Source organism: Streptomyces sp. NPDC014889 (genome assembly GCF_043081205.1).
Lineage (GTDB): Bacteria > Actinomycetota > Actinomycetes > Streptomycetales > Streptomycetaceae > Streptomyces.
This window is the reverse complement of the sequence record NZ_JBIBWH010000002.1, coordinates 359,393-386,306: the sequence shown is the minus strand read 5'-3', so window position 1 is coordinate 386,306 and position 26,914 is coordinate 359,393. Positions and strand designations below refer to the sequence as shown.

Below are 26,914 nucleotides of genomic sequence, written 5' to 3'. Positions count from 1 at the left end.
CGCGGTCAGGGAGCGGCGGCGGTGGGCAGCACCACCTCGAAGCGGCAACCGCCGGGAATGTTGCGCACGGTGGCCCGGCCCTGGTGCGCCTCCACGATGCCCCGGACGATGCTGAGGCCCAGGCCCGCGCCGGCCGGGGGCGTCCGCGCGTGCGTGCCGCGCCAGCCGGTGTCGAAGACGCGCGGCAGATCCTCCTCGGGTATGCCGCCGCAGCCGTCCGTCACCGACAGCACCACGCCCTCGGGGGAACGCTCCGCGGCGACCGCGACCGTGCCGTCGGCGGGAGTCCGGCGGATGGCGTTGACCAGCAGGTTGCCCAGCACCCGGCTCATCTCCTTGCCGTCCACCTCCACCGGTACCGGCTCGACGCGGTCGCCCACCAGCCGCACCCCGTGCTCCCGGGCGAGCGGGTCGGCTCCCGCCAGCGCGTCTCCGACCAGGTCGTACAGGGAGATCCGGGTGGGAACCAGGGCCAGGGTGCCGGCGTGGATGCGGGAGAGCTGGAAGAGGTCGCCGACCATGTCGTTGAGGCGCTCGACCTCGGTGCGCATCTGCCGCAGGTAGCGGTCGGGGTCGGCGGCGACACCGTCCTCCAGAGCCTCCGACATGGCGCGCAGGCCGGCCAGCGGGGTACGCAGGTCGTGCGAGATCCAGGCGACGAGTTCGCGCCGGGAGGTCTCCAACGCCCTTTCCCGCTCCCGGGATTCGGCGAGTCTGGCGCTGGTGGCGACCAGTTCGCGGCTCAGTTCGTCCAGTTCGGCGGTGGTCGCGCCCCGGGGTGCGGCGAAGTCGCCGCCGTCGCCGAAGGAACGTGCGGCCACGGCGAGTTCGCGGCTGCGGGCGACGACCCAGCGGCCCAGCAGCAGCGCGGTGGCCAGGGAGACGACGGCCGCCATGGCGACGACGGTCGTGACGACGGTCAGGTCGTGCGGCGACAGGAACATCGCGCGGGCGACGGCGAGCGTGCCCGCGAGCATCGCGACGACCCCGACCGTCGCGACCACGGCGAGCGAGGCGGTCAGCGAGCGGCGCCGGATCAGGCGCAGTACGCCCGCTCCGGCCAGGCCCGTGGCGGCGGCGCCGGCGAAGGCGTACAGGGCGATGAGGAGGGTGTCACGCACGGTCAGTCCTCGTCCTCGGTGGGGCCGAAGCGATAGCCCACGCCCCACACGGTCTGGATCAGGCGGGGCCGGGCCGGGTCGTCCTCCACCTTGCCGCGCAGGCGGCGTACATGGACCGTGACGGTCGACAGGTCGCCGAAGTCCCAGCCCCACACCTCGCGCATCAGGTCCTCCCGGCCGTAGGCCCGCCCCGGATGGCGCAGGAAGAAGGAGAGCAGGTCGAACTCCCGGAGGGTGAGCGCGAGTTCGGTGCCGTTCTTGGTGGCCCGGCGGGCCGCCGGGTCGACGGTCAGACCGGCCGCCCCCAGTCGGTGTCCCGCGGCGGCGGGCCTGCTGCGGCGCAGCACCGACTCCACGCGCAGCACCAGCTCGCGGGGGCTGAAGGGCTTGGTGACGTAGTCGTCGGCGCCGACTTCCAGGCCCAGGATGCGGTCGTCCTCCTCACCGCGGGCGGTGAGCATGATGACGGGCACGGGTCCGTGACCTCGGATACGCCGGCACACCTCCAGGCCGTCCATGCCGGGCAGCATCAGGTCGAGCACGACCAGGTCCGGCCGGTGCGCGGTGGCGCGGGCAAGGGCCGCCGGGCCGTCGTCGGCGCGGTCGACGAGGTAGCCGGCGCGGTCCAGATACCCGGCGACGACCTCGGCGACGGTCGGATCGTCGTCGACGACCAGGATGCGGGGGGACCCGTCGGCGGCTTGCGCCCCGAGGCGCTCGTACGGCTCCTGCTGCATGCCTCCAGCCTGGCACCGCGCCGTCGCGGGGGCGCACCCGAAGCCCGCCCCGGCCTCGGACGTCCGCGTTTCGTAAGGAGCGAACGCCCGGTATGCCCCGATTCGCATTCGTAGGGTGAGACCGTGACGACGACTCCTTCGGACGTCGACGTGGTGCTGCCCTGCCTGAACGAGGCCGAGGCCCTTCCCTGGGTGCTCGAACGGATTCCGCCGGGCTGGCGCGCGCTCGTCGTCGACAACGGTTCCACCGACGGCTCGGCCGAGGTCGCCCGCGCGTGCGGCGCCACCGTCGTGCACGAGCCGCGCCGGGGCTTCGGCGCCGCCTGCCACGCCGGGCTGACCGCCGCCACCGCCGACGTGGTCTGCTTCTGCGACGGCGACGCCTCCCTCGACCCGTCGCTCCTCGTCCCCTTCGTCCGTGAAGTGCGGGACGGCGAGGCCGACCTGGTGCTCGGCCGACGGCGTCCGCGGGGCCGGGGCGTGTGGCCCGCGCATGCCCGGGCCGGCAACCTGGCGCTCGCGCGGTTGCTGCGCCTCCGCACCGGGCTGCGCCTGCACGACCTCGGTCCCCTGCGCGCCGCCCGCCGCGAGCACCTGCTCGCCCTCGGCCTCACCGACCGGCGCAGCGGCTATCCGCTCCAGATGGTCGTGCGCGCGGCCGACGCCGGCTGGCGGATCGCCGAGCACGACGTGCCGTACCTGCCGCGCACCGGGGTCTCGAAGGTGACGGGCACCTGGCGCGGCACCTGGCAGGCGGTACGGGACATGAGCCGGGTGTTGAGCGAACCCCCCGCGCACAGAGGAGGAACCGTCCGTTGACCACGCTCCTCGTCATCGCCAAGGAGCCGCGGCCGGGCCGGGTCAAGACCCGGCTCACCCCGCCGTTCACGCCCGGTCAGGCGGCTCGGCTGGCCGAGGCGGCCCTCGCGGACACGCTGCACGCCGTGGCGGCCGCGCCCGCCTTCCGGCGCGTCCTCGTCCTCGACGGCGCCCCCGGCCCCTGGCTGCCGCGCGGCTTCGACGTCGTACCACAGTGCGCGGGCGGTCTTGACGAGCGGCTGGCGGACGCCTTCGCGCGCTGCGCCGGCCCGGCCCTGCTCATCGGCATGGACACCCCGCAGGTGACGCCGGAACTGCTCACCGTGGACTTCACCGGCTGCGACGCCCACTTCGGCCCCGCCGAGGACGGCGGCTTCTGGGCGCTCGGCCTGGCGCGCCCCGAACCCGGCCTGCTGCGCGGCGTGCCCATGTCGACCTCGGTGACGGGAGCCGCCCTGCGGGACCGGCTCCGCACCGCCGGTCTGCGGGTGCGCGACCTGCCCTCCCTGCGTGACGTCGACACCGCCGCCGACGCCCACGCCGTCGCCGCCCTGGCCCCGCACGGCCGCTTCGCGGCACGGCTGGCCCGGTGCACGGCGGTCGTGGAGCCGGCCCCGAACCCGGCCGGGCGCCGATGAGCGCCCGTGCGCCGATGAGCACCCCGCCCTCCACCGCCCTCGCCTGGGCGACCGCCGACCCGTACGACGCCGCCCTGCGCGCCGGCCGCGGCCCGCTGTTCCTGCGCCGCGCCGACGGCTGGCTGCTGCCGCTGGAGGTGGAACGCTGGTGCGCCCGGGCCGACGCGGTCGACCGGGACGTACTGGACCGCTGCGAGGGAACCGTGCTGGACGTGGGGTGCGGGCCCGGGCGACTGGTGGCGGAACTCGCCGCCGGGGGCCGGACCGCCCTCGGCATCGACGTCAGCGAGGCCGCGGTGGACCACACCCTGCGACTCGGGGGCCGGGCGCTGCGGCGCTCGGTCTTCGAGCCGCTGCCCGACGAGGGGCGCTGGGGCACCGTCCTGCTCATGGACGGCAACGTCGGCATCGGCGGTGACCCGCGTGCGCTCCTGGACCGGGTGGCCGGGCTCCTGCGCCCCGGTGGCCTGCTCATCGCCGAGACCGCCCCGGTGGACGTCGACGAACGCGCCCAGGTGCAGGTCGTCGACCTCACCGACGCCGGTGGAACCGACGCCCTCTTCCCCTGGGCGCGGCTCGGCACGCGGGCGCTGCTCCGGTACGCGCAGGGCTGGGAACCGGCCGGTCAGTGGACGGCCGGCGGACGGTGCTTCGCCGCCCTGCGCAGCCGCAGCACCAGCAGCAGCGCGGAGCCGCCGAAGAGGACGGCGGTGATCAGCAGCCAGCGGGCGAGGAACACATCCACCGGCAGCCCGGTGGCGAGCCGGTAGCGCCGCTCCACCATGCCGCTGATCAGCGGAAACCACACGAGAAGGAGCAGCCCGGAGAGGGCCGCCGGTACGCGCACGTACGACGCCCGCCCCCACTGCGTCCCGGGCGCGGCCGGTGCCCCCTCGCGGCGCCGGACCGCGCCGAGCCCCCGTACGACCGCACGGTCCGCGACCGCGTAGAGGGGCAGCAGCACGAGGTCGTGCAGCAGCGCCACCCCCACGAACCACAGCGTCACGCCGAACCAGTCGTCCGCGAGCAACCGCACACCCGCGTAGGCGGCGAGCGCGAACGAGCAGGCGAGCAGCAGGAGTTGCAGGGGGCTGCCGCCGAGCGGAATGCGGGGAAGCCGGGAAAGCCGGGGAAGCATCACAGGTCTCCGAACGTCATCCGGGCCACCCACTTGGTGTTGAGCACACCGGGCGCGGCGGGCACGATGATCCGCGCCGGGTGGCCGTGGTCGGGGGAGAGTTCCTCGCCGTTGACGTACAGGGCGAGCAGGGAACGCGGGTCGGCCACCTGGTTGGCGCGCAGGGCGGCCTTCCGGAAGGCGCCGCTCCGCTGGAGGGACTCGACGAACAGGTCCGGCGGGTCGTCGTACCCGACGAGCGCCGCGAGGTCGCGCAGCCGCACCCCGCGCCACCACTGGTCCGACGTCGACCAGCCCTCCACACAGGCGATGGGCAGTGCCGCGCTGTACAGGGGGAGCCGGAGCAGCTCCTCCCGGCGGAGGCGGACGGTGCCCGTGCGTCCCGTGACGACGAGCCGCCATGTGTCCTCGCCCGTCTCGGCCGTGTCGATCCCGGCGTAGGCGGCGGTCTTGTTGATCTGGAAGCCGTTCGGGCCACTGCCGGGATCGCCGCCGCCGTGCGGCGCGAGGAGCGCGGTACGCCGCAGCGGACCGTCGAAGCTCCGTCCCACCGTGGTGGCGAACAGCAGCAGCGAGCCGCCCCCGACGAACCACAGGGCGCCCCTGCGGGAGACGGTCGGCTCGGCGGGGCGCGGGGACACCAGGTCGTTCCCCTCCTCCCGCGTGCGCCGCAGACTGTGCAGCGCCGTGGGCGTCTTCAGCGCCGCGTGGGCGGCGAAGGCGGCGAAGAACACCCACGCTCCGTAGAAGTGCAGCGGGTAGAACGAGCCGGGGAAGACGTAGTCGAGCTGGACGTTGAGCACGCCGGTCACGAACTCGAACAGGGCGCCGCCCACCAGGAGCAGCAGCGATATCCGCTCCAGGGCGTGCGTGAGCGAGCGGGCCGGCGGCAGCGCGAACAGCCTCGGCACGACGGACCACAGCTTGGCCAGCAGGACGGGGATCAGGGTGATGCCGAGGGTGACGTGGACGCCCTGGGTGAGCCGGTACAGCCAGTGCGGGCTCGTCGGCCAGGCGAAGAGGTAGAAGCCGAGGATCCCCTTGTCCGGCGTCTTGTCGTTCACCGGCGACAGACCGGGGTTGTAGGCGGCGTACGAGACCAGGCCCGTCACGAACAGCACGGTGATGCCGACGAGCAGGACGAGGCCCAGCACCGAGGTGAACCAGGGGCCGCGCAGGGGGCTGCGCCAGAAGCCGGGCGAGGAGGGAAGCCGTGGGGCGTCGCGGTCGCGCATGTCCCGACGGTAGGCCGGAAGCACCGCGCGAAAGGCCGCGCAACCCATGACGAAATGCTGACGTCGGGGCCGGACAGCGGTCCGTGGCCGGCCGTGCGGCCTAGCGTTCCGGTGTGATCCGCACCATGACCTCCACCGAGCCCGGCACCACGCGCTCCGGCGTGCCCCGTGGCCGTCGCCGTGACCTGTACGCAGCCGGGGCCGCCGTGCTGCTCGTGACGACGGCGGTGCTGGTCGGCCGCCACATCCAGGGGACCAGCCGTACGCTGTTCGTCGACTGGCCCCCGCTGCTGGCGTCCTGGGAACCGCATCTCGGCCCCGGCACCCCGATGGCCGTCCTGGTGGCGCTCGCCACCGTGGCGTACGGGCCTGGGCTCGCGGCCCGTCTCCCCTGGCGGGCCCTGGTTCCCCTGACGTGGGGCACGGCCATGGCGTGGATCTACTCCCTCGCCCTGATCGACGGCTGGCAGCGGGGCATCGCCGGCCGGCTCACCACCGGCAACGAGTACCTCCAGGTCATCGACCGCTTCCAGGACATCCCGGCGGCGCTGCGGGGCTTCACCCAGCACATCCTGCTCGGCTCCCCCGACAACTGGCCCGCCCACGTCGCCGGCCACCCGCCCGCGGCCACGCTCACCTTCGTCCTGCTCGACCGGGTCGGGCTGCGGGGCGGGGGCTGGGCCGGGGCGTGGTGCATCACCGTCGGGGCGACGGCCTGCGTGGCCGTGCTGATCACGGTCCGCGCCCTGGCCGACGAGTCACTCGCCCGAGGGGCGGCGCCCTTCCTCGTCCTGGCCCCGGCGGCCGTGTGGATGGGGACCTCGGCCGACGCGTACTTCGCGGCGGTGGCCGCGTGGGCGGTCGCGCTGCTCGCACTGGCGGTCACCGGACGGTCCCTGTGGTCGGCGGGGGCGTCCGGGCTGCTGTTCGGCCTGACCTGCTACCTGTCGTACGGCCTCACGCTCGTCGCGCTGATAGCGGCGGCGGTACTGGTGCTCGGCCGGCACGGGATCCGGGGGCGCCCCGCCCTGCTGGTGCCCCTGATCGCCGGGCTGGCCGTGGTCCCGACGGCGTTCATGCTCGCCGGGTTCGACTGGTGGGAGGCGTACCACCTGCTGGTCACGCGCTACTACCAGGGCGTGGGCGGGGTCCGCCCCTACGGCTACTGGGTATGGGCCAACCTCGCCTGCACGGTGCTCATCACGGGCCTGGCGACGGCGGCGGGCCTGCGGCGGACCGGTGCGGTGCTCGTCCGGCGCCGCGGCGACGACGCCCCCGGCCGGACGGCCGAGGCCCGCCTCGCGCTCCTGGTCTCCGCCGCCCTCCTCGCCCTGCTGGCCGCCGACCTGTCCGGCATGAGCAAGGCGGAGACGGAACGCATCTGGCTGCCCTTCGCGCTGTGGCTGCTCCCGGCGTGCGCGTTCCTCACCCGCCCCCAGGCTCTCGGTTCCACCCGAACATCCTGGGCTTCCACCCGCGCCTGGCTCACCACCCAGGCACTGCTCGCGCTACTCCTCAACCACCTGCTGCTCACGGGGTGGTGACCGCCACCGAGGAGGTCGGAAGGGCCCGGTCGCTTCGGCTGGATGCCACAGCCGTCACCCTTGACAAGAAGATTCTGGCGAGGGCCGAGGTCATCCCGGCCGGCCGACAGTCCGGACGTGCCGGCGATCTCCCGGCATGACGACCCGCTCCCGGACAACTCCCACGCCGTACTGGTGGTCAACGCCTCCGAGTGACCCACCGGAGGCCCGTCCCGGGAACCCCGGTTCACCAGGGCCTCGGCGAGACGTCGGCACGTGATCAGGTGTCGGACGGGCCTGGCGTGGGGCGGGGGGATTCCAGGCGCTGGACCAGGGCGCGGAGGGCGTGGAGTTCTGCGTCCAGGGCCTGGGCGCCGGGGCGGGTGAGGGTGATCCAGGTGCGGGGGCGGCGGCCGGCGTAGCCCTTCTCCAGGGTGATCAGGCCGGAGTCCTCCAGCACCTTCAGGTGCCGGGAGAGATTTCCGTCGGTGACGGCGAGCTGCTTCTTCAGAAAGCCGAACTCGACGCGGTCGGCCTCTCTGGCGATGGTGAGGATGCCGAGCCGCACGCGCTGGTGGACGGTGTCGTCCAGCGACCGGGTCGGATGGAGTCCTTCCTGTTCGGCCCGCTCAGCGGTCGAGTCCCCGGCACTCATGGGGCAACCGTACCCGCGTCGGCGGGGCCGGGCGTGGCGCGCCGACGGGCCGCCGCCCGCTCGGCCAGGCCGGCGACCAGCAGGACGGCGGCGAGCAGGAGCGCCTTGGCCTGCGGTCCGTCGGTCCAGCCGGGGTGGGCGGGGTGCTGCCAGGGAAGCAGTCCGGTGCCCCAGGAGGCACTGAGGTAGGCGGTGAGCAGCAGGGCATGCGCGATGCCGGCGACCGCGGCCGTCCAGTTGCGTTCGGCCGTCCCTAGGGCGAGCAGTCCGATGCCGACCAGGTACCACGGGGAGGCGTAGCTGTTCTCCAGCAGCTCAACCTCCCAGGGCTGGTCCCTGGCGAACAGCAGGCACAGCAGGGCGCCCGTGATCACCACGGTGGCGATGGCGGTGGTGCTGAGCCACATGCCGCGGCGGGGGACGACCCCGCGGGCCTCGCCGCGCAGGCGGTACCGGCGGGCGAAGACGAACCAGGCCAGGGGGAGGAGCGCGAACCACACGCCCCATCCCACGAAACGCAGGAAGGCGCCGTCGAACTCGCCCCTCAGACAAGGGGTTCCCGGTTCGTGGACGACGCACAGACCGGTCAACTCGGCGTAGGCGAAGGCCGGATAGGAGCCGATGTTCCGGCCGTGGGCTCCGAAGTTGAAGGCGTACCGGGCGATCGGAGCGGCCGCCAGCGCGAGAAGGCCGAAGCCGAGGAGGGAGACCCATGAGCCGTTCATCTGCGCGCGGGTACTGGCCCGCAGGCCTTCCGTCGCCGCCAGCAGGCCGGCCGCGCGCGCCCTCGGTCCGGATTCCGCGCTGATCGGCGACGGTGTTCCCATTCCCACGATGTCCCCCTTGTGGTCGCGCCCGGGCGGCGCCCGGTGGCGGGCCGCCGGTCCGCCGCCCGCTCATGATCCTCATTTACTCTGCATTACAAAGTACATGGCATGCAAGAGTAAGTTGCCGCGCCGGGGAAGCGGGGAGGCAGGAAGGCGGGCACATCAGCTGCGCTGTTCGGGCCTTCGGGGCTCTGCCGTGTGCGCGGCCGCCAGTTCCCGCAGTTCGTCGACCGACCACTGGTCGTAGGCGTGCTCGCCGTACTTGGCGGCCAGGACCCGGCCGTCGGGCGCGACGAGGAAGTCGGCGGGGAGGCCGAGGCGGCCGCCGTGCGGGCTGGTGGCGGGCAGGTGCTCCCGCCCGCGGACGACCTCCCGCAGACCGCTCACGACCGCCCGGAGGATCGGCCACCAGGCGCGCGGATCGAGCAGGGCGCGGGGCGAGCTCTCCACGCCGAACTCCCGGTACAGCCGCCTGTCCGGGTCGGCGACGACCGCGAACGGAAGATCGGCGGTGTGGGGCAGCAGCTCGTCGGCGGGCGAGTGGAAGACCACGACCTCGCGGACACCGGCCGCCTCGATCTCCTCGTGACGCCGCACCACCGAGCGCAGATGCAGGTTGCAGACCGGGCAGCCGGCGAACCGCCGGAACTGGAGGTGGATCAGCCGACCGGGATCGGGCACGGCGACCCGCTCGCCGGAGACGGCGGTGAGACGCCTTTCCCGGACGGTCGAACAGGGCCTCACCGGACTGCGGGACATGGGCACGACGCTCCCCCTTCGTAGGCGTACGGCATACGCTTACCAGCGTAGGCGTATGCCGTACGCTGTCAACCGCCATGCCACGCCCACGTTCACTCACGCCGGACCAGCCCGCCACGGCCGCCCTCGCCGTCATCGACCGGGACGGACTCACCGGACTGTCGATGCGCGCCGTCGCCAACGAACTCGGCATGAGCACGATGGGGCTCTACCGGTACGTGGACGACCGCGAGGAACTGGAACGGCTCGTCGTCGAACTCGTACTCGCCGGTGTGGACGTCGAGCCGCCGGACCCCGGCATGCCGTGGCGCGAGCGGGTCGAGGTCATGGTGCGGCGACTGCGCGACGCGGTTGCCGCCCACCCGGCGATCGTCCCGCTCGCCATCACCCACCGGCACCACTCCCTCGGGGTGCTGCGCTGGTCGGAGGCGGTGCTCGCCGTCCTCACCGAGGCGGGCGTCGAGGGCGAGCGGCGGGTCGTCGCCCTGCGCGGACTGCTCAGTTACGTCATCGGAGCCATCCAGCTCGAACACCTCGGGGCCCTGTCCGGTGCGGGCACCGTGGCCATCACCGAGCTGCCGGCGGCCGAGTTCCCGCACATGACGGAGACCGCCCGGCACGCCCGGAGAGTCGGCGCCGACCAGGAGTTCCTTGGCGGGCTCGCCCTGCTCCTCGACGGCCTCGGCGGTCCCGGCGACCTCGGCGCCTGAACGCAGCCGGAGCCCCCTGCGAGAAGGTTTCCCCGGGCGGGCCCTGTCCCGCCCGGCCCCGTCCTGGCCGGACCCGTCGGCCGGAGCCCGGTGTGACGGGAGACGGTCTCCATACGCTGAGGCAGTCGGAATGAGCAGCGAGGGCGTCGGATCCGTAGAGCGTACGAGTAGCGACCTCATGGAATGGACACGGGTATGGGCGACCGACACAGCGACGGTGGGGGCACGGACCGCCGACGCGCCGGCACGGGCGGCCACGGGTCCGGGGCCGACGACGACACCCGCGCCGCCGCGCTGGAGCCCGTGCTCCGCCGCGCCCTGCGCGCCGAGGCCCTCGACGCGTCGGCCGAGCGGCGGGCCGTGGCCGCGTTCCGGGCCGCCCGGGAGGAAGGCGTCCACCGGCAGGCACGGGCGCGGAGGCGGGACGACTGGCGTTCGCGGCGCGTCCTGGGGCGGCGGTCGCTGCGGACCGCCGTCGCCGTGCTCCTCGCCGGCCTGACGTTCAGCGGCGTGGCGATCGCGGCGATCGGCTCACCGGAATCCGACGGGAAGGCGGAGGACGACGGCCGGGTACGGCGGCACCCGTCGCCCACCGCTCCCCGGGCCCCGGCTCCCGCATCGACACCGGCGACCGCCGGCGCCGCACCGTCCGAGCCCGGCTCCCCCACGCCCACGCCCACGCTGACCGAGACCCGGGACCGCCCGCCCACGGCCAAGGACATCCAGGCTCACTGCCGCGCGTACGCGTCGGTGAAGGGGAGGGGCAAGGCGCTGGAGTCGACGGCCTGGAAGCGGTTCATCGAGGCCGCCGGGGGCGAGGACAACGTCGACGCCTACTGCGCCGACCAGCTGTCGCAGGCCCGGACGGGCAACGCGGGCCACGCGGGCAACGGGAACGCCTCGGGCGGCGGGAGCGGCCCGGACAAGGAGAACGGGCAGTCGAACGGCAACTCGGCCGACGAGAAGAACGCGCAGAACGGGAAGAGCGCGCAGAACGGGAAGAACGCGAACAACGACAAGCCCGGACAGGCCAGTCCGCCGGGTCACGCCCCCCAGGCCGGTGCGGCGAAGACCGAGTGACGGATTGGGCGCATCGCCGCACAGTTGTGTTGACTTCGTGCCAGTGCCCCCGCACCCGTGACAGTCGGCGCTCGCGCGACGCTGAACCCAGTGACCCCCGCGCGGGGTCGGGCCGCCTGCTCTCCGGGGGGAGGCACGCGGGCGGCATCATGCAGGGGCAGACTCGTTCGCACCCCCCGTGGCGGGTCTGCCCCTGCCTCAGCCGCATCAGCGGCTTCGAGAGGCGTTCATCACGTCGGGGGCAATGCGACGGCGCCTGAGGCAACCGGATCCCCAACTGCTACCGTCTACCAATCTGTAGACGTTCATCCCTCGGACGGCCCGGCTTCACGAGGGTTCCACTTCTGCGTCCGCGTGTGTTCGCACGCGTTCCCCGGAGCGCTCACGCACGTGGACCCACGGCCCGGAGATCCACCTGATGACGACTTCCTCCCCGCCCGCCACGGGGCTCGACGGCGCGGCCATCGACGGCGGCCTCTACACCGACGTCACCAACTTCGCTCGGGACACGCACTGGCTGAACGAGCCCGCCGCGGTCTTCTCCGACCTCGGCATGGGCCTGTTCGCGCTCTTCCTGCTGGTGGCCTGGTGGCGTGCCCGGCGCCAGGGGAACACGGTCATGACCGCCGTCCTGGCCACGCCGTTCGCCGTGATCCTGGCGTACGTCGTCAACAGCGGGATCAAGAACGTCTTCCAGGAGCCGCGCCCCTGCCGGGCCCTCCCGCACGACTTCCTCATCGAGGCGTGTCCGCCGGTCGACGACTACGCCTTCCCCAGCAACCACACCACGGTCGCCTTCGCGTTCGCGGCGGCCCTGCTGCTCATCAGCCGGTGGCTCGGGTCCGTCGCCCTGCTCGCGGCCGTGGCGATGGGGGTCTCGCGCGTCTACGTCGGCGCCCACTACCCGCATGACGTCGGCGTCGGCGCGCTGGTGGGGACCGTGGTCACCCTGGTCGTCGTCCTGCTGGCACGGCGGCTGGCCGTGCCGCTGATGGAACGGATGAGCACCGGGCCACTGGGCCCGCTGCTCGTCGCCAGGACCGCGAAGCGGGCCCGCCCGACGTCCCGCGCGGCAGCGCGGGCCCGGGTGTAGGGCCACTCGTTCGCATTCAGGATCGGACGGCCCGGCCGGCCTTGGCCCAGTTCGCGTGCAGCTCGTCGAGGTAGGACCGGGCCTGGCTGCCGGGGGTGGCCCCGCGGGCGAAGGCGAGCATGTTGCCCTGGCCGGTGTTGTAGCCGAGGGCCAGCAGGTCGTCCCTGCTGTACGGGGCCGCCCACCGGGCGGGCAGCACGGCCGCGAGGTCGTGCAGGTACCAGGCCGCGGCCTCGATGGCGAGGTCGCGGTCGTCGGGCAGTTCGTCCCAGGAGCGGTTCGCGAAGTCACGGTCCTTCTTCGTGGCGTCGAAGGTCGCACGGTGCATGTTGGCGATGCCGAAGGCGGCGTCCGGCTTGTACTTCTGCCAGGCCCGTTCGAGACCGGGCTCGTGGGGTTTGTACGACTCGTTGTAGAGGATCGCCATCAGCAGCCGGGCGCTGACGCCCGCCTGGCCGGCCCTCCGGCGCACCTGGGCGGCCTGGTCGGCCGGGTCGTACGGACCCGCGGTCGCCGCCGTCGAGGGGCGTGCCGGGCCGGTGGGCGAGGCCGGGGCCGGGACCGTCGGTACGGGCCGGGGAGCGGATCCGGAGGGCGGCAGGCCTGCCGCGCGCACGGCGACGTAGCAGGCAGCGGCCAGAAGCACCACCGCCGGCCAGCGCCGCCGCGACCGGGTACCGGTCATGTCCGCCCTCCCTGCTCCGCTCCCCTGCCCCGTTCCCCGGCTCCATGGGAGCCGGTCACTCCTCGTAGTAGTTGTTGATCACCACGTCCGGCTCGTCGTCGTCGAACGCCTCGTTCAGCAGGGCCCCGCCGACCAGACCGGCCGCGCCGGCGCCGATGAGCGCGCCGGTGCCGAAGCGGCGGCCGCCCTGCTGCTGGTCGCCCTGGGGTGCCGGGTAGCCCTGCTGCGGGTAGCCCTGCTGAGCCTGGGGATATCCCGGGCTCATCGGCTGGGGCGGTGTGTAGAACGGCGGCGCGGTGGTCTGGACGCGCTGCGCGCACTCGGCGCACGTCTGGACCGGCCGGGGCACGCCCCACTGCGGGTACCAGTGGACGCTCGTCGTGCCGGGGCCGTGGCCGGGGTCGAAGAAGCAGGTCATGGCGGGACTCCTCGTGGGCTGCGGGGGTGCGGTGACGGTCGGCGGCAGCGGGGACACCAGGGTCGGCGTCGGTGTCACGGGGACCGCGGGCGCGGGCGGGGCGGGCGGCGCGGGAACCGGTGGGGGCGTCGTGGGCATCGGGGCCGGCGGGGCCGGGGCGTACGCAGCCGGGCCGGCATCCGGGCCGGACGCGGCTGGGCTCCCGTCCGGGTCGGTGGTCTCCCGCAGGATCTCCACGCCGTAGTCGGCGGCGATGCCCGCGAGGCCCGAGGCGTAGCCCTGGCCGACCGCTCGGAACTTCCACTCCGCGCCGTGCCGGTACAGCTCGCCGAAGACCAGCGCCGTCTCACCGGACAGGCCGCCTGCCGCCAGGTCGTACCGGGCGAGTTCGGCGCCGCCCTCCTGGTCGAGCACGCGGATGTGGGCGCGCCGCACCTGGCCGAAGGCCTGCCCGCGGGCGGCTCCCTCGTAGAGCGAGACCGGGAAGACGACCTTGGTGACCTCGGCGGGCACGCGGGTCAGGTCGACGTCGATCCGCTGGTCGTCGCCGCCGGCGGGGCTGCCGCCGCCGTGGCGGACCGAGCCGTCGGGGCTGCTCAGGTTGTTGAAGAAGACGAAGTGCCGGTCGGACAGCACCTTTCCGGACGCGTCGCACAACAGTGCGCTGGCGTCCAGCTCGTATCCGGCATCCGCCTCCCAGCCCAGCCCGACCGTGACCGCCGTCAGGCCGGGGGCCTGCTTGCTCAGCGAGACGTTGCCGCCCTTGGTCAAGGGCACACTCATCGAACTCCTCCGCAGCTTTTCCGGTCCCCCGTGTTCATGTGGATCAACGCGCTCGCCCTCCCCGGCAGTTCCGGAGTTGCGCAAGGATGAAAACATGTGGCCGATACGGGCCGGCCGGGCAACCGCCGGCGCCTGGCCTCGCGTCCTGGCCATTGCGGGCATCCGGAACCACGCGACCGGGCAACCAACACTCCTGGAGAAGAGGCGACGTGAGCATCATCGGCTGGATCATTCTCGGACTGCTGGCCGGGGCCATCGCCAAGATCCTCCTGCCGGGGCGGGACCCGGGCGGGCTGATCGGCACGACACTCATCGGCATCGCGGGCGCGTTCGTGGGCGGGTGGCTCTCCGCCAGGTTCCTCGACCGGCCCGTGGAGAGCAACTTCTTCGACCTCTACACCTGGGGCGCGGCCGTCGGCGGTTCGCTCGTGCTGCTCATCGGCTACCGCCTGCTGTTCGGCAACTCGCGGAACTGATCCGGCGGCGCCGTACGGGAGGCGCTCACTCCTCCTCGGCCGGCGACGTGCACCGGTAGGCGTGGGCGCGGCGGCGGTCGCGGCGCACCAGGACGGTCGTACTGGCCGCCACGATCAGCGTGGCGGTGCTGAGCGGGACCAGGAAGGGCGTCATCACGGCCATCGCCGCGGTGACCGCCGTCATCGTCTCCATCGTCGTCACTCCTCCGTTCCGGGTTCGGCCGCGTGCCGGGCCCGGGAGGCGGCGCGGCCCGTGAGGGCGGCTTCGATGGCGCCCATCCGGTCGGCCAGCAGGGCAAGGGCGGCGCTCGCGCGCGTGAGGGGGTCCCCGGCCGGGCCGCCGAGGGCCTGCGCGCGGATGTGGGCGGACTTCAACTCGGCCCAGCGAGTGGCCTGTCGCGGGGTCTGGGTGCCGCGCAGCTCGCCGAGTTTGAGCAGGTTGGCCTCGGCTCCCGTGGTGAGGGTCTGTGCCTCGGCGGTGAAGTGGTCGTCGAGGACGGCGGACAGTTCGGCGTCGTTCATGACGGGCCGCAGCCGCTGGGCGATCTTGTTCATGGTGCGGTAGGAGCCCTGGAGCCGGAACGGCGGCTCGGTGCGCGTCTCGTCGGACTGGGCGGCGGAGGCGATGTAGGCGGCGTTGACCGCGAGGACCGTCTCGCGCGCGCTGAGCAGATGGCGCAGCACGGACACGATCTGCTCGACCTCGGCGGGTGCGTAGGGGTGCCCGAGCCGGTCCGCGCGGGCCGCGGGGTCGTCGCCCGCGAGCCGGAGGAACAGGTCGAGGTCGCGGCGGTCGCGGCCGGCCAGCGGGGCCAGCACCGGGTTCGCGGTGAGCGCGTTCTCCAGGAAGCTGAGCGCGAAGACGTCCTCCTTGCCGGTCAGCACGTCGCCGAGGTTCCAGACGTCGGCTCGGTTGGCGAGCATGTCGGGGACGCGGAAGCGCTCGCCGGACTCGGTGTAGGGGTTGCCGGTCATGCAGACGGCGAACCGCTTGCCGCGCAGGTCGTAGGTGCGCGCCTCGCCGTTCCACACGCCCTCGACCCGGCGGGTGGCGTCGCACAGCGGGATGAACTTCTGGAGCAGCTCCGGCGAGGTGTGCTGGATGTCGTCCAGGAGCAGCAGGGTGTTGTTGCCGGCCGCCAGCGCGAAGTTGATCTTCTCGATCTCCTGGCGGGCGGTGGCGTTCGGGGCCTCGGCCGGGTCGAGCGAGGTGACGGTGTGGCCGAGCGCCGGGCCGCTGATCTTGACGAGCATCAGGCCCAGGCGGTCGGCGACGTACTCCATCAGCGTGGTCTTGCCGTAGCCGGGCGGCGAGACGAGCAGCAGCAGGCCGCCGGTATCGGTGCGCTTGGTCTCGCCCGCGGTGCCGAGCTGGCGGGCGAGGCTGTCGCCGATGAGGGGCAGGTAGACCTCGTCGATGAGCCGGTTGCGGACGAACGCGGCCATGGAGCGCGGGCGGTGGTCGTCCAGGCGCAGCCGGGCGCGTTCGGCGTCGACCAGGGCGGTGCGGCGGCGCTGGTAGGCGCGGAAGGCGGGGGCCTCCCGCGTCTCGAAGCGTTCGGTGCGGGCCAGGAACTCGTCGATCCGCAGGGTGAGGGTGCGGTTCACGATGCGCGGGTGGGTGCCGAGCAGGCCCTCGACGGTGGTCTGCGGGGAGACCTCGGACTCGTAGCGGGGCAGGTCCGGGCACAGCCCGGCGGCCACCGCCTCGGCCAGGTCCCCGGCGGTGATCTCGGTACCGGTGGAGGTGACGTACGCCGACAGCCACGCCCCGGCCAGTTGGCGGCGCGCGGCGAGGTCGCCGAGCGCGGCCAGGTCCTCGTCGTAGGCGGAACTGCCCACGGTGCGGCGGAACTTGTCGAGCAGCGTGCGGGTCGCCACGCTGATGACGAACCCTTCGGGCCCGCTCGTCAGCTCCTCGAAGAGGTAGGCCGCGGCCGCGGGCGCGAGCTCGCCCGCGCCCAGCGGAGCGGGCCCGCGGCCGCCGCCGGCCCCCGGCCCGAAGCCGTTCGTCACCGCTGCCGCGTGTCCGCCCCCGGACACCGGACCGAAGCCGCCCGCCGGGGAGGGACCGCCGGTGGCCGGCAGCCCGAAGCCGTTCGTCATCGCGGCCGCGTGTCCGCCCCCGGACACCGGACCGAAGCCGCCCGCCGGGGCGGGACCGCCGGTGGGCGACGGCCAGGTTTCCAGGGCCGTCGCGAGTTCCGCGACGAGTTCGGCGATCGCGGGGGACGGGCCGAAGGTGTCGCGGGCGCGGGCCAGGGAGGCGGCGCGGCGGGTCCAGGCGGTGCGGGCCTCGACGGTGGTGCCGTGTGCCCAGAAGAGCTGGGCGGCGGCTCGCGCGGCGGGCTCGTGGCGCAGCGGGCCTGCCTGCTCGTACAGGGGCAGCAGGGCGGTGAGGATCGCCGTCGCGTCGTGGTCGTGGACGCCGCGCTCGTAGCCCTCGTCGTACGCCTCCTCCGCGGCCCCGCGCACCAGGGCGGGCAGGTCGGCCGGGGCCGGCGCGGCCGCGCCGTGGCGGCGCAGCAGGCGGGCGGCGAGGTGTTCGGCGCGGTAGACCTCGGGCGACTCGGACGGCAGCCGCCGGTCCCAGTACGGGCGTGTGTCCGCGAACGCCGGATCGGTGACGGGGGCGCGGTAGTCGGTGCCGGACAGGGCGAAGGCGAGGCCGTCGCCGTGCGGGACCAGGGTGAGGTCCAGCGGGCGGGTGGTGACGGCGAAGCGGTGGGTGCCCAGGCGGATCGTGCGGCCGCCGTCGGCGTACAGGTCGGTGCGGTCGCGCAGCGCGCGGGCCGCCTCCTGGCGGGCCGACTTCAGGCGGCCGTCCAGCTCCTCGGCCCGTACGGGGTCGCCGAGTTCGCGCAGTTCCTCGGCGGTGCGGCGGGCCTTGGCGACCAGCGGGTCGGAGGCGAAGAAGGTGCTGACGGCGTCGGTGTCGGCGAGCGTGGCCGCGCGCCGGGCGATCGTCTCCAGCACCCGTCCCGCGGACGCGGCGAGTTGTTCGGCGCGGCGGGCGCGGGCGTCCAGCAGGCCCTGCTTGCGGCCGGAGAACGCCTCGTAGATCTCGGTGCGCTTGTCGGCCAGTTCGCCGAGGAAGTCGTCGAACTCCGCGAAGCGGGACTCCAGGTTCTCCAGCCGCACCAGCAGGGAGGCGAGCTGCTCGTCGCAGGCGTCCGGATCGTCCGCGGCCGCGAGCGCGCCGGTGACGGCCTGGCCGAGCAGCGCCGACTCGGCCGCGAACTCGGCGCGCCCCTCCCGGTCGCTCAGTTCGCGGCGGCGGGCGTCGAGCAGGGCGCGGGCACGGTTGACACCGCCCAGCACCTCGGCGATGCGCTCCAGGACGGAGGTGCGCACGGTGGCGTCGCCGATGTCGAGACCGGCGACGACCTCCGTGACCGTGCGCAGCGTGCCGGCGAGGTCGTCGAGCCGGCCGGCGACCGGTGCCGCCTCGGCGACGCTGCCGATCGACTCGGCGTCCGCGGCGAGGCGTTCGACCTCCTCGTGGTGGTCGGCGAAGGCGTCCTCGCGGGCCAGGAAGGCGACCGCCCGCTGCCCGAACGTGGCGAGGTCGGCCTCCGCCTCGGCGGCGAGTTCGTCGATACGGGCGGTGTCCGCGTACCGCATCTCCTTCAGGGTCAGCAAGTGGCCCTGCGCCTGCCGCAGTTCGCTCAGGCCGCCGACCCAGGCGGCGGCGCCGCGCGGCGCCTCGCCGCGCAGCCGGCGCACCACCGCGGCGAGCCGGCCCGCGGCCGCTTCGAGCGCGTCGGCGGCCTGCCGGGTCAGCGTCTGTACGGTGCGGAACTCCTCCAGCACCTGCTCGGCGGTGGCCCGTACGGCGTCCAGCGGGGTGCGCAGGTCGCCCAGCTCCTCCTCGCCCAGCCAGTGGTGGGTGTCGAGAGCGCGGACGCAGGCGGCGGCCAGTGCCTCGTACACCTCGGCGGTCGGCGTGGTCTCGGCGACGGCGCGGCCGATGGACAGGCAGTCGGAGATGCCGCGTACGAGGTCGGCGTTGCCGATCCGGCCGAGGGGTCCGGTGCCCGTGGCGGCGGCGTGGGTGTCGGAGACGTAGGGGGAGCTCCAGAGCTGGAGGGGGTGCACGCGGCCCGGCTCGTCGGGTCCGGCCGACGGGTCCGTGCGCAGCGCCATCAGTGTGCCGTCGTCGAACAGCGCCCAGCCGTGGCAGGACAGCGGGGTGGCGACCTCCTCGCGGATGGTGTTGTACGACAGCAGCAGGCTGCGTCCGTCGGCGGGCGCGTGGAAGGCGTACAGCACGTCCTCGCCGTAGGGCGAACGCACCTCGCGCTCGAACTCCAGCCCCGCGCCGTCGAGTTCGTAGGTCTTGTGGGCGCCGGTGGCCAGGCAGTAGCCGCCGGGGAACACGATGCCCTGGTCGTCGGGCAGACGGCGGCATGCCTGCCCGACGCCGTCGATGCGGACCACGGTCCTGGTGAGGGTGTGGAAGACGAGGTGGCGGTGGGCCTGCTCCTTGTAGGGGCGGATCCGCAGCAGGATCAGCGGGCCCACGCTCGCGTACGCGATGTCCGCGTCGGCGAGGGCCTGCAGCGGCTCGTCGACCGGCTCGCTGTGGATGCCCTCGCCGGTCTCGGTGTCGTCCTCCGTCTTGACGGTGAGGCGGCCTCCGACGGTGGAGACGAAGACCTCGCCGCGCACCGAGACGTGCGGGTGGCGGCCCAGGACGTGGTCCTCGCGGCCGGTCGCGGTCCACTCGAAGTCGTGCGACGGCGGCGGCACGTGGTCGCGCTCGCCGCGCCCGTCCAGGAACGTCGCCCGGCCGTCGGCGGTGAGCGTCCAGCGCAGCACCCGGATGTCGCCGGCCTTCTCGCCGGTCCGGAAGACGGCAAGCAGCCGGCCCTCGGCACGGCGCAGGCTCAGCAGCCGGGCCTGCCGGTAGTAGCGGTGCAGGGCCTCGAACTCCCGCACGAAGGCGGGGTCGTCGAGCAGGCCGGGCACCGCGTCCTCGGGGAGCCGGTTCAGCTCCCGGTCGTGCAGCGCGAGGACGTCGCCGACCCGGGGTTCGGGCAGGTTGCCGTTGTATCCGAACAGCAGGCGGTCGCCGACGGCCACGACGTCGCGGGGCACGCTGGGGTGCTCGGTGCGCAGCCGGCCGGTGCCGGTGAGGTCCAGGCGCGTGGCGCCGAACTCCTCGGCCCGTCGGGCGTTGAGTCGCTCGGCACCGCGGGCGAGCTCGGCGGCCTGCGCGGTCAGCCGGTCGCGCAGCACCTCGTACGTTCCGGTGTCCACGGAGTCGTACGAACCCGTCTCCAGGGCGGTGGCCATGGGTGGTGCGTCCCTTCGCGAAGAGGTGCGGGCCCGGGGTCCGGCCCGTCCGGTGGATCAGGCGGGACCCCGTCGGCGGGGCCGGTTCCCGGCCCCCGAATCCGGCGTGATCCGTGGGGCGGGCCCCCGGCCGCGGTGTTCAGGCGGCGGCTTGGGGGCCCTCCGCTCGGGTCGTCAGGCCCGGACGGCGCCGTTGAGGGCGGTGAGCGGGGTGTCGGCGAGGCCCAGCTCACCGGCGCGGTCGAGGAGTTGCTGGAGCTGACCGGCGTTCGTGCCGCCCGACTGCATCATCTTCATCAGCAGCGCGGAGACCGTCAGGTTCTTGACGTCGGCCGAGCCCAACTGGCCCAGGATTTTTCCGAGGTCGTCGGTGAAGTTGGACGAGCCGTCCAGCCAGGGCGCCGCAAGGGCCTGCGCGGTGCGGGAGTTCTCCATGAACCCGTCGACGCCCTTGCCGAACGAGATCGCGCTCATCAGCCGGTCGAAGAAGACCGACTCGCCGCCGACGATGTCGATGTCGGCGTGCTCGAGACCGGTCGCGAGGACCGTGGCCTGCGCCTCGGCGACCTGCCGCTGCGCCTCCAGACCGGCCAGCCGGATCTCCTTCTCCGCCTGGAGCCGCAGCCGGTACTCCTCGTGCTCGCGGGAGGCCTCGTCCAGGGCGGCCATCGCCGCCGCCTTCTCGGTCAGGCCCGCCGCCTCGGCCTTCAGCTTCTCGCCGATCGCGGCGGCGTCGGCGAGCGCCTTCGCCTGGGCGCCCTCGGCCTCCGCGCGCAGCCGGGCCTCGGTGCCCCGGGCCTCGGCCAGCGCCTTGGCCTGCAACGCCTCGGCCTCGGCGCGGCCGGCCTTCTCGATGACCTCGGCCTCCTGCTCGCGGACCTGGATCGCGGCCAGTCCCTCCGCGGCGGCCTCGGCCTTGACGGCCTCCGCCAGGCGCAGCTTGGCGCGGGCGTCGAGGTCGGCGGTCTTCAACCGGGCCTCGGCCAGGGTGAGTTCCTCGGCGGCGCGGTGGGTGGCGGCCTGCTCGGCGGCCTCGGCTGCCTTGATGTCCTTGACCAGCTTCTCCTGCGCCTCCGCCTCGGCGGCGATGATCACGGCCTGGCGCTCGCGCTCCGCCTCCTCCACGGCGCGCAGCTTCTTGATGGACTCCTCCTGCTCGGCGACCGTGCGGTCCACCGCGACCCGCTCGCGGACGACCTCGGCGATCTCCCGCTTCTCCGCCTCGACCTCCTTGTCGGCGGCGATCCGGGTGAGCTGGGTCTCCCGCTCCCGGGCGATGACCTCCAGGAGGCGGTCCTTCTCGATGCGCTCGTTCTCGATGGCGATGACCCGCTCGCGGTTCTTCGCGGCGACCGCGACCTCACGGGCCTGGTTCTCGCGCTGGACGCCGAGCTCCTCCTCGGTGTGCAGGAAGGCGCTCTGCGCGCGCAGCCGCTCCTCCTCCACCACGCGTGCGGTCTCGGCCTCCTCGCGGGCGCGGGAGGTCTCGATCTCCCGCCTCTGCTTGATCTCGGCGTCCGCCTGGCGGCGCTCCAGCTCCAGGATGGCCTCGCGCGCGTCGACGTTCTGCCGGGTGATCTCCTTCTGCTCGGTGCGCTGCGCCTCGTTGGTGCGCACGTGCTCCACGGCCGTCAGCTCGGTGATCTTCCGGATGCCCTGGGCGTCGAGGACGTTGCCCGGGTCGAGCTGGGTCAGCGGCGTCTGCTCCAGGTAGTCGATCGCCGCGTCCTCGAGGTGGTAGCCGTTCAGGTCGACACCGATGACCTCGATGATCTGGAACCGCAGTTCCTCACGCTTGGTGTAGAGGTCGGTGAAGTCCATCTGCTTGCCGACGGTCTTCAGCGCCTCGGAGAACTTGGCGTGGAACAGCTCCTGCAACGTGTCCCGGTCGCTGGCGCGGGCGGTGCCGACGGCCTGCGCGACCCGGACGACGTCCTCGACGGTCTTGTTGACCCGTACGAAGAACGTGATGCGGATGTCGGCGCGGATGTTGTCCCGACAGATGAGCCCCTCACGGCCGGTGCGCGTGATCTCGATGGCCTTCACCGAGATGTCCATGACCTCGGCCTTGTGCAGCACCGGCAGGACGACCTGGCCGGTGAAGGTCACGTCGACCTTGCGCATCTTGGAGACGATCAGGGCCTTGCCCTGCTCCACCTTCCGGAACAGCCGGGAGAAGGTGAACAGCAGGAGGAGAACCACGAGCAGGCAGCCCGCGACGAGTGCGCCGATGACATCCATGGCATACGTCCTTGACGGTAAGGAACGGTGAGTAAGGGAGAGACCGGGTGGCCGGGTGCGACCCCCGCGGTGTCCCGGCGGCTCGGGCGCCGGGAGACGGCGGGAGGCGGGTGCGCCGCGGAAACGTCAAGCCCCCTCTTCCCCCTGCGACGCACCGTGCGGCGGTACTACCCGTGCCGGCTCCGGCACCGGACATCTGCCGGTGCCCGGCACCGGAACCGTCCGCGGTGCTCCCCTGGCGACATGATGCCCGACCGGTACCGCCTCGCACATTGCCGGTTTCCGGCAGTGTTCGACGGGGCTTCAGTGCCGGTGGGACGACAGGGTGCATCAAGACCGGCCGGGCCGGGGCGGGGCACCCCACGAGATCACGGGGAGGGCGTCCAGCCGGGTGCGGTGCGGGCCCAGGCGCTGTCCCAGGCGGCGAGATTGCGGCGGCGGAGCAGCAGCCCGGCGGCGCCGTACACCGCGGCGCCGGTGACCGGGACGGCCAGGGCGGCGAGGATCGCCCAGCCCCGGCTGTGACTGCGTACCTGAGTGGTGGTCAGGGGCGGCTCGGTGATCCGTCCGTCGGTGTCGGCCCACACGTCGACGGGGCTGCCCGCGGGCAGTCCGGGCTCGACGTGGGTACGGGCCGTGCGGGCGAGCCCGCCCGGGTCGGTGAAGCGCACCGGTACCGGGTAGCGGGTGTTCCTGGCCTCCTCCGAGCCCGGCTCGGGATGGCGTGGAGCGTCGTGCAGGAGGACCGCGGTGGTCTGCCACCGCGTCCTCTCCTGGTGCTCGGCCGCCCGCTCGTAGTGACGCAGGGCCCTGTCGCCGGCGAAGAAGAGGGCCACGGGGGTGCCGGCCAGCACGGCCAGCAGGATGCCGAGGCCGATCCACGCCTGGAGCAGGTCGCTCGGGCGGCGCATCGGGTTGCGCCGCAGGCGCCAGAGCACGCGGCGGGGCGGTTCGTCGGGGAGCGGGTCGTCGGGGGACAGTCCTTCGGGGGGCGGCTGTGCCCGAGGGATGCCGCCGGCCATGGCGCGGCCCTCCTTCTGTGTCCTCGTTCTCCCTGTGCGGTGGGGACGGGGGCTGGTCTGCGGGTCTACGGGGCTACGGGTCCGCGGGTCTACGGATCTACGGGTCTACGGGCCGGTCGGCCCGGAGGGGTCGCCCGCCGGGCCCGCGGCGAGGTCGTGCGCGGAACGCAGCAGGGTGGCGGCGCCACGGACGGCGGCGGTGTGCGGCGCCGCCACGGCCTTGAGCGGCGCGTGCAGCCTGCCGGTGAGGTGGTAGGTGATCTCCGGGCGCAGGGCGCCGCCCCCGGCCAGCAGCGCGCCCCGGCGCAGGGCGTCCACGGTGAGCGACGTACGGTCCTGCCGCAGCATCGCGGTCACCATCGTGGCCACCGCCTCGCAGATCTGCACCGGTGAGGTGGATTCGAGGTCGCTGGTGCCCAGCGCGGTGCGGCGCGCGTCGACGACGGCGCCCTCCGAGAGCAGCACCACCTCGGTCAGGTGCGCGCCGATGTCCACCACGAGCAGCGGGCGGGCCAGGTCCGCACCCGCGGCCAGGGCGACGGCCCGCGCGCTGGGAATGGTCAGCACCCCGCGCGGCCGCAGCACCTCCACCGCCGTACGGGCGTCGTTGCGGAAGGCCACCCCGTCCAGTACGGGGGCGGTCAGCACGACCAGGGGGCGGGTGAACCGGGGCAGGCGGTTGCCGAGGAGGCGGTCGAGCATCCGGGCCGTGCCCGCGGTGTCGATGATCGTGCCGCGCTGGATCGGATACACCGCCCCGGAGCCGGGGAACGTCACCGTGGGGACGTCCAGGACAAGACCCCGCCCGGCGACCCAGGCGCGGGTGCGGGCGCTGCCCATGTCGAGGGCGACGCCGCAGCCCTGTCGGCCCAGCGGCCACGGCCGGTGCCAGGTGGCCGCGGCGGCACGCGAACGCTGGGTGACGGTCACCGCCCTGCCTCCCTGACCTGCTGGCAGCGCGCGCAGTAGCGGGCCTGCGGCACTATCTCCAGGCGTTCCCGCGCGATGGGACGCCGGCACAGGTGGCAGATGCCGTAGCCGCCCTCGTCCATGCGCGCCAGGGCCGCCTCGACGTCGGCGAGGACCATGCGCGCGGAGGCCGCGAGTTTCACGCGGACCTCCACCTGCGAGGCGGCCTGCTGCTGGAGCAGGGCGTCCGCGCGGGACGTCGCGGCGGCCGAGATCTGCTCCAGCTGCTCCTGGCGGAACAGGCGCTGCTCGTCGAGGTTCGCGCGCAGCGCGGCGAGGTCCTCGGCCGTCAGATGCGCGTCGCGGTCGCCGATGATCTGGTTGTTCACCGTTTCACCCCTCGGGCAGGGCGGAGGACGAAGGCAGGACGGACGGGGGACCGGTTCGGGCGGTCCGGTTCAGGCGGTACGGCGCCGGCACGAGACGCAGTGCCCCGTGTACGGCAGGATCTCCAGGCGCTCCGCCGGGACCGGCTTGCCGCATTCCAGGCAGGTCCCGTAGGTGCCGTCCTCGATACGGGCGAACGCCTCGTCGATCTCCTTCAGCACCCGCTGGATGGCCTCGCGCTGGGAGGACGCCAGGTGGTCGTCCGCCGTCTGCCCGGTCTCGCCGAGGGCTTCCAGCTGGACCAGCCGGGTCCCGCGGGCGTGTTCAAGGCGCCGGCGGGCCTCCTGAGCGGACAGGCGCTCGCGGGGTTCGGTCCGGGCGGCGTCGAGCGACATCGTCAGTGCCTTTCTTCGTACAACGGGGGACGGGGGTCGGTCACACCTCAACCCTGGTCGAGCCGGCCGTGCTTTCCCATCGGGTCCAGAACCCATTTGCGGCCGGTCGGGGGATCCACTCGACCCGTCCATGGGTAGGCCGCACCCGGCGAAATGGGGACCGAGCCCCATCGATCCCGGCGGCCGGCGGACGGCAGACTGGCGGCAGGCCCGGTCGGGACCAGGGGCCGCGGCTCGTCCGGGATGCGCGATGCCCGACAGTAGAGGCAGACCGCATCACGGAAGGAGGCGTGACCCTGGTGTCCCTGTTCTGGCGGATCTTCGGGCTCAACGCCGTGGTGCTCGGCTCGGCCACCGCGCTGCTGCTGTGGGCCCCGGTGACCGTCTCGGTGCCGGTCGTGCTGACCGAGGCCGTCATCCTGGTGGGCGGCCTGGCCGTCATGCTGGTCGCCAACGCCGCCCTGCTGCGCTGGGGACTGGCCCCGCTGGACCGGGTGACGAAGCTGATGACCACCGTGGACCTGCTGCGCCCCGGCCAGCGGCTGCCCGAGCAGGGCGGCGGCGAGGTCGCGGAGCTGATCCGCACGTTCAACGCCATGCTCGACCGGCTGGAGAACGAGCGGGCCACGAGCAGCGCCCGGGTGCTGCTCGCCCAGGAGGCCGAGCGGCGCCGTATCGCGCAGGAGCTGCACGACGAGGTGGGCCAGAGCATGACCGCGATCCTGCTCGCGCTCAAGCGGGCCGCGGACGAGGCGGCCCCGCCGCTGCGCGACGAGCTGCACCAGGCGCAGGAGATCACCCGGTCGAGCCTGGACGAGGTCCGCCGGCTGGTGCGCCGGCTGCGGCCCGGCGTCCTGGACGACCTCGGTCTGGTCGCCGCGCTGACCTCGCTGACCCACGACTTCGCCACCCACACCGGGCTCCAGGTGGTACGGCGCTTCGACACCGACCTGCCCGCCCTGGAGCCGGAGACCGAGCTGGTCCTCTACCGTGTCGCCCAGGAGAGCCTGACCAACGTGGCCCGGCACGCGGACGCCGAACGGATCGAGGTCAGCCTGCGGCGCACCGACGACGCCGTGGTGCTGGCCATCACCGACGACGGCCGCGGCATCAAGGCCGCGTGCGAGGGCGCCGGCATACGCGGTATGCGCGAGCGGGCCCTGCTCATCGGGGCCGGCCTCGACATCGCACCCGCCCCCGCGGCCGGAACCGAGGTCCGGCTCACCGCGCCCGTCGTCCCCAGGAAGCAGACCTGATCATGTCCGACCCGACCACGATCCGCATCCTGCTCGCCGACGACCACGCGCTGGTACGGCGGGGGGTGCGGCTCATCCTCGACCAGGAGCCGGACCTCGAGGTGGTCGCCGAGGCCGGTGACGGTGCGGAGGCCATCGAGATGGCCCGCACCCACGACATCGACCTGGCCGTGCTGGACATCGCGATGCCCCGGCTGACCGGGCTCCAGGCCACCCGCGAACTGGTCGCGCTCAAGCCGGACCTGCGCATCCTGATGCTCACCATGCACGACAACGAGCAGTACTTCTTCCAGGCGCTCAAGGCCGGAGCCAGCGGGTACGTGCTGAAGTCCGTCGCCGACCAGGACCTCGTCGCCGCGTGCCGGGCGGCGATGCGGGACGAGCCGTTCCTGTACCCGGGCGCGGTGACCGCGCTCATCCGCAACTACCTCGACCGGGTCCGCCACGGCGAGGAGACGCCGGACCAGGTCCTCACGCCCCGCGAGGAGGAGGTCCTGAAGCTGGTCGCGGAGGGGCACTCCTCGAAGGAGATCGGCGAGATCCTCTTCATCAGCATCAAGACGGTCCAGCGGCACCGCGCCAACCTGCTCCAGAAGCTCGGGCTGCGCGACCGCCTGGAGCTCACCCGCTACGCCATCCGGGCCGGTCTGATCGAACCCTGACCGCCCGCCCACGACCACCTGGGGTCCCGGCTGTCCACTCCCCGGCC

General features: G+C 73.7%; 25 protein-coding genes. 10 read left to right on the top strand and 15 right to left on the bottom strand.

Annotated elements, in window-relative coordinates; translation table 11 throughout:
- Nucleotides 1-5 precede the first annotated feature (5 nt).
- Both ACF09J_RS04870 and ACF09J_RS04865 read right to left on the bottom strand, forming a co-directional pair.
- Nucleotides 6-1,121, bottom strand: a complete 1,116-nt coding sequence (locus ACF09J_RS04870; protein ID WP_392303942.1) for a sensor histidine kinase — start codon at nucleotides 1,119-1,121, stop codon at nucleotides 6-8.
- A gap of 2 nt (nucleotides 1,122-1,123) precedes the next feature.
- Nucleotides 1,124-1,858, bottom strand: a complete 735-nt coding sequence (locus ACF09J_RS04865) for a response regulator transcription factor (RefSeq protein WP_392303941.1) — start codon at nucleotides 1,856-1,858, stop codon at nucleotides 1,124-1,126.
- A gap of 123 nt (nucleotides 1,859-1,981) precedes the next feature.
- Here ACF09J_RS04865 and ACF09J_RS04860 point away from each other — a divergent pair, with 123 nt between their 5' ends.
- Genes ACF09J_RS04860 through ACF09J_RS04850 form a run of 3 tightly spaced genes read left to right on the top strand, consistent with a single transcriptional unit; the run spans nucleotide 1,982 to nucleotide 4,085 of the window.
- Complete coding sequence (locus tag ACF09J_RS04860) at nucleotides 1,982-2,677, top strand: glycosyltransferase family 2 protein (protein WP_392303940.1); 696 nt, start codon at nucleotides 1,982-1,984, stop codon at nucleotides 2,675-2,677.
- Nucleotides 2,674-3,315 (top strand): DUF2064 domain-containing protein, encoded by a 642-nt coding sequence (locus ACF09J_RS04855; RefSeq protein ID WP_392303939.1) that lies wholly within the window; start codon nucleotides 2,674-2,676, stop codon nucleotides 3,313-3,315. Before ACF09J_RS04860 ends, ACF09J_RS04855 begins: the two co-directional genes overlap by 4 nt.
- 14 nt (nucleotides 3,316-3,329) lie before the next feature.
- Nucleotides 3,330-4,085, top strand: coding sequence for a class I SAM-dependent methyltransferase (locus tag ACF09J_RS04850; protein WP_392303938.1), 756 nt, complete (start codon nucleotides 3,330-3,332; stop codon nucleotides 4,083-4,085).
- A gap of 367 nt (nucleotides 4,086-4,452) precedes the next feature.
- Here the strand turns inward: ACF09J_RS04850 and ACF09J_RS04845 are convergent, their stop codons facing one another.
- The gene (locus ACF09J_RS04845; RefSeq protein ID WP_392303937.1) at nucleotides 4,453-5,688 is read right to left on the bottom strand and encodes a molybdopterin-dependent oxidoreductase; all 1,236 of its coding nucleotides are present in this window, start codon (nucleotides 5,686-5,688) and stop codon (nucleotides 4,453-4,455) included.
- 125 nt (nucleotides 5,689-5,813) lie between these two features.
- On the opposite strand from ACF09J_RS04845, the gene ACF09J_RS04840 reads away from it, so the two are divergent.
- The gene (locus ACF09J_RS04840; protein WP_392303936.1) at nucleotides 5,814-7,232 is read left to right on the top strand and encodes a hypothetical protein; all 1,419 of its coding nucleotides are present in this window, start codon (nucleotides 5,814-5,816) and stop codon (nucleotides 7,230-7,232) included.
- 259 nt (nucleotides 7,233-7,491) lie between these two features.
- Here ACF09J_RS04840 and ACF09J_RS04835 read toward each other — a convergent pair whose 3' ends face one another.
- The 3 genes from ACF09J_RS04835 to ACF09J_RS04825 form a co-directional block, all read right to left on the bottom strand.
- Complete coding sequence (locus tag ACF09J_RS04835) at nucleotides 7,492-7,866, bottom strand: transcriptional regulator (protein WP_392303935.1); 375 nt, start codon at nucleotides 7,864-7,866, stop codon at nucleotides 7,492-7,494.
- Nucleotides 7,863-8,693, bottom strand: a complete 831-nt coding sequence (locus ACF09J_RS04830; RefSeq protein ID WP_392304171.1) for a hypothetical protein — start codon at nucleotides 8,691-8,693, stop codon at nucleotides 7,863-7,865. The genes ACF09J_RS04835 and ACF09J_RS04830 overlap by 4 nt, the downstream gene beginning before the upstream one ends.
- Nucleotides 8,694-8,855: 162 nt before the next feature.
- Nucleotides 8,856-9,452 carry a peroxiredoxin-like family protein gene (locus tag ACF09J_RS04825; protein WP_392303934.1) on the bottom strand — a complete coding sequence of 199 codons (597 nt, stop codon included), beginning with the start codon at nucleotides 9,450-9,452 and terminating at the stop codon, nucleotides 8,856-8,858.
- A gap of 77 nt (nucleotides 9,453-9,529) precedes the next feature.
- Here ACF09J_RS04825 and ACF09J_RS04820 point away from each other — a divergent pair, with 77 nt between their 5' ends.
- The 3 genes from ACF09J_RS04820 (at nucleotide 9,530) to ACF09J_RS04810 (ending at nucleotide 12,335) form a co-directional block, all read left to right on the top strand.
- Nucleotides 9,530-10,162: a TetR/AcrR family transcriptional regulator gene (locus ACF09J_RS04820; RefSeq protein ID WP_392303933.1), complete on the top strand. Its 633-nt coding sequence runs from the start codon at nucleotides 9,530-9,532 to the stop codon at nucleotides 10,160-10,162.
- Nucleotides 10,163-10,357: 195 nt separating this feature from the next.
- Nucleotides 10,358-11,242: a hypothetical protein gene (locus ACF09J_RS04815; RefSeq protein WP_392303932.1), complete on the top strand. Its 885-nt coding sequence runs from the start codon at nucleotides 10,358-10,360 to the stop codon at nucleotides 11,240-11,242.
- A 418-nt stretch (nucleotides 11,243-11,660) separates the two neighbouring features.
- Nucleotides 11,661-12,335: a phosphatase PAP2 family protein gene (locus ACF09J_RS04810; RefSeq protein ID WP_392303931.1), complete on the top strand. Its 675-nt coding sequence runs from the start codon at nucleotides 11,661-11,663 to the stop codon at nucleotides 12,333-12,335.
- Nucleotides 12,336-12,351: 16 nt separating this feature from the next.
- Here ACF09J_RS04810 and ACF09J_RS04805 read toward each other — a convergent pair whose 3' ends face one another.
- Together ACF09J_RS04805 and ACF09J_RS04800 are read right to left on the bottom strand one after the other, a co-directional pair.
- Nucleotides 12,352-13,020, bottom strand: a complete 669-nt coding sequence (locus ACF09J_RS04805) for a transglycosylase SLT domain-containing protein (protein WP_392303930.1) — start codon at nucleotides 13,018-13,020, stop codon at nucleotides 12,352-12,354.
- Between the two features lie 55 nt (nucleotides 13,021-13,075).
- A complete protein-coding gene (locus tag ACF09J_RS04800) occupies nucleotides 13,076-14,221 on the bottom strand; it encodes a TerD family protein (protein WP_392303929.1) in 1,146 nt (381 codons plus the stop codon).
- Between the two features lie 209 nt (nucleotides 14,222-14,430).
- Between ACF09J_RS04800 and ACF09J_RS04795 the strand changes: the two genes are divergently transcribed.
- The gene (locus tag ACF09J_RS04795; protein WP_384426986.1) at nucleotides 14,431-14,697 is read left to right on the top strand and encodes a GlsB/YeaQ/YmgE family stress response membrane protein; all 267 of its coding nucleotides are present in this window, start codon (nucleotides 14,431-14,433) and stop codon (nucleotides 14,695-14,697) included.
- A 25-nt stretch (nucleotides 14,698-14,722) separates the two neighbouring features.
- On the opposite strand, the gene ACF09J_RS04790 is transcribed toward ACF09J_RS04795, so the two are convergent.
- The 7 genes from ACF09J_RS04790 to ACF09J_RS04760 all read right to left on the bottom strand — a co-directional run bounded on the left by ACF09J_RS04790 (nucleotide 14,723) and on the right by ACF09J_RS04760 (nucleotide 24,949).
- A complete protein-coding gene (locus ACF09J_RS04790) occupies nucleotides 14,723-14,890 on the bottom strand; it encodes a hypothetical protein (protein ID WP_392303928.1) in 168 nt (55 codons plus the stop codon).
- A 5-nt stretch (nucleotides 14,891-14,895) separates the two neighbouring features.
- On the bottom strand, nucleotides 14,896-19,995 hold the full coding sequence (locus ACF09J_RS04785) for a DNA repair ATPase (protein ID WP_392303927.1): 5,100 nt from the start codon (nucleotides 19,993-19,995) through the stop codon (nucleotides 14,896-14,898).
- Nucleotides 19,996-20,169: 174 nt separating this feature from the next.
- Nucleotides 20,170-22,236, bottom strand: a complete 2,067-nt coding sequence (locus ACF09J_RS04780) for an SPFH domain-containing protein (RefSeq protein WP_392303926.1) — start codon at nucleotides 22,234-22,236, stop codon at nucleotides 20,170-20,172.
- A 368-nt stretch (nucleotides 22,237-22,604) separates the two neighbouring features.
- Nucleotides 22,605-23,258 (bottom strand): hypothetical protein, encoded by a 654-nt coding sequence (locus tag ACF09J_RS04775; protein ID WP_392303925.1) that lies wholly within the window; start codon nucleotides 23,256-23,258, stop codon nucleotides 22,605-22,607.
- A gap of 105 nt (nucleotides 23,259-23,363) precedes the next feature.
- Nucleotides 23,364-24,188, bottom strand: a complete 825-nt coding sequence (locus ACF09J_RS04770) for a rod shape-determining protein (RefSeq protein ID WP_392303924.1) — start codon at nucleotides 24,186-24,188, stop codon at nucleotides 23,364-23,366.
- The gene (locus ACF09J_RS04765; protein WP_392303923.1) at nucleotides 24,185-24,556 is read right to left on the bottom strand and encodes a TraR/DksA family transcriptional regulator; all 372 of its coding nucleotides are present in this window, start codon (nucleotides 24,554-24,556) and stop codon (nucleotides 24,185-24,187) included. Before ACF09J_RS04765 ends, ACF09J_RS04770 begins: the two co-directional genes overlap by 4 nt.
- A 69-nt stretch (nucleotides 24,557-24,625) precedes the next feature.
- Nucleotides 24,626-24,949 carry a TraR/DksA family transcriptional regulator gene (locus tag ACF09J_RS04760; protein WP_392303922.1) on the bottom strand — a complete coding sequence of 108 codons (324 nt, stop codon included), beginning with the start codon at nucleotides 24,947-24,949 and terminating at the stop codon, nucleotides 24,626-24,628.
- A gap of 299 nt (nucleotides 24,950-25,248) precedes the next feature.
- Here ACF09J_RS04760 and ACF09J_RS04755 point away from each other — a divergent pair, with 299 nt between their 5' ends.
- Nucleotides 25,249-26,205 (top strand): HAMP domain-containing sensor histidine kinase, encoded by a 957-nt coding sequence (locus ACF09J_RS04755; protein ID WP_392304170.1) that lies wholly within the window; start codon nucleotides 25,249-25,251, stop codon nucleotides 26,203-26,205.
- A 2-nt stretch (nucleotides 26,206-26,207) separates the two neighbouring features.
- Entirely contained in the window at nucleotides 26,208-26,867 is a 660-nt protein-coding gene (locus ACF09J_RS04750; RefSeq protein ID WP_141359772.1) for a response regulator transcription factor, read from the top strand.
- Nucleotides 26,868-26,914 lie beyond the last annotated feature (47 nt).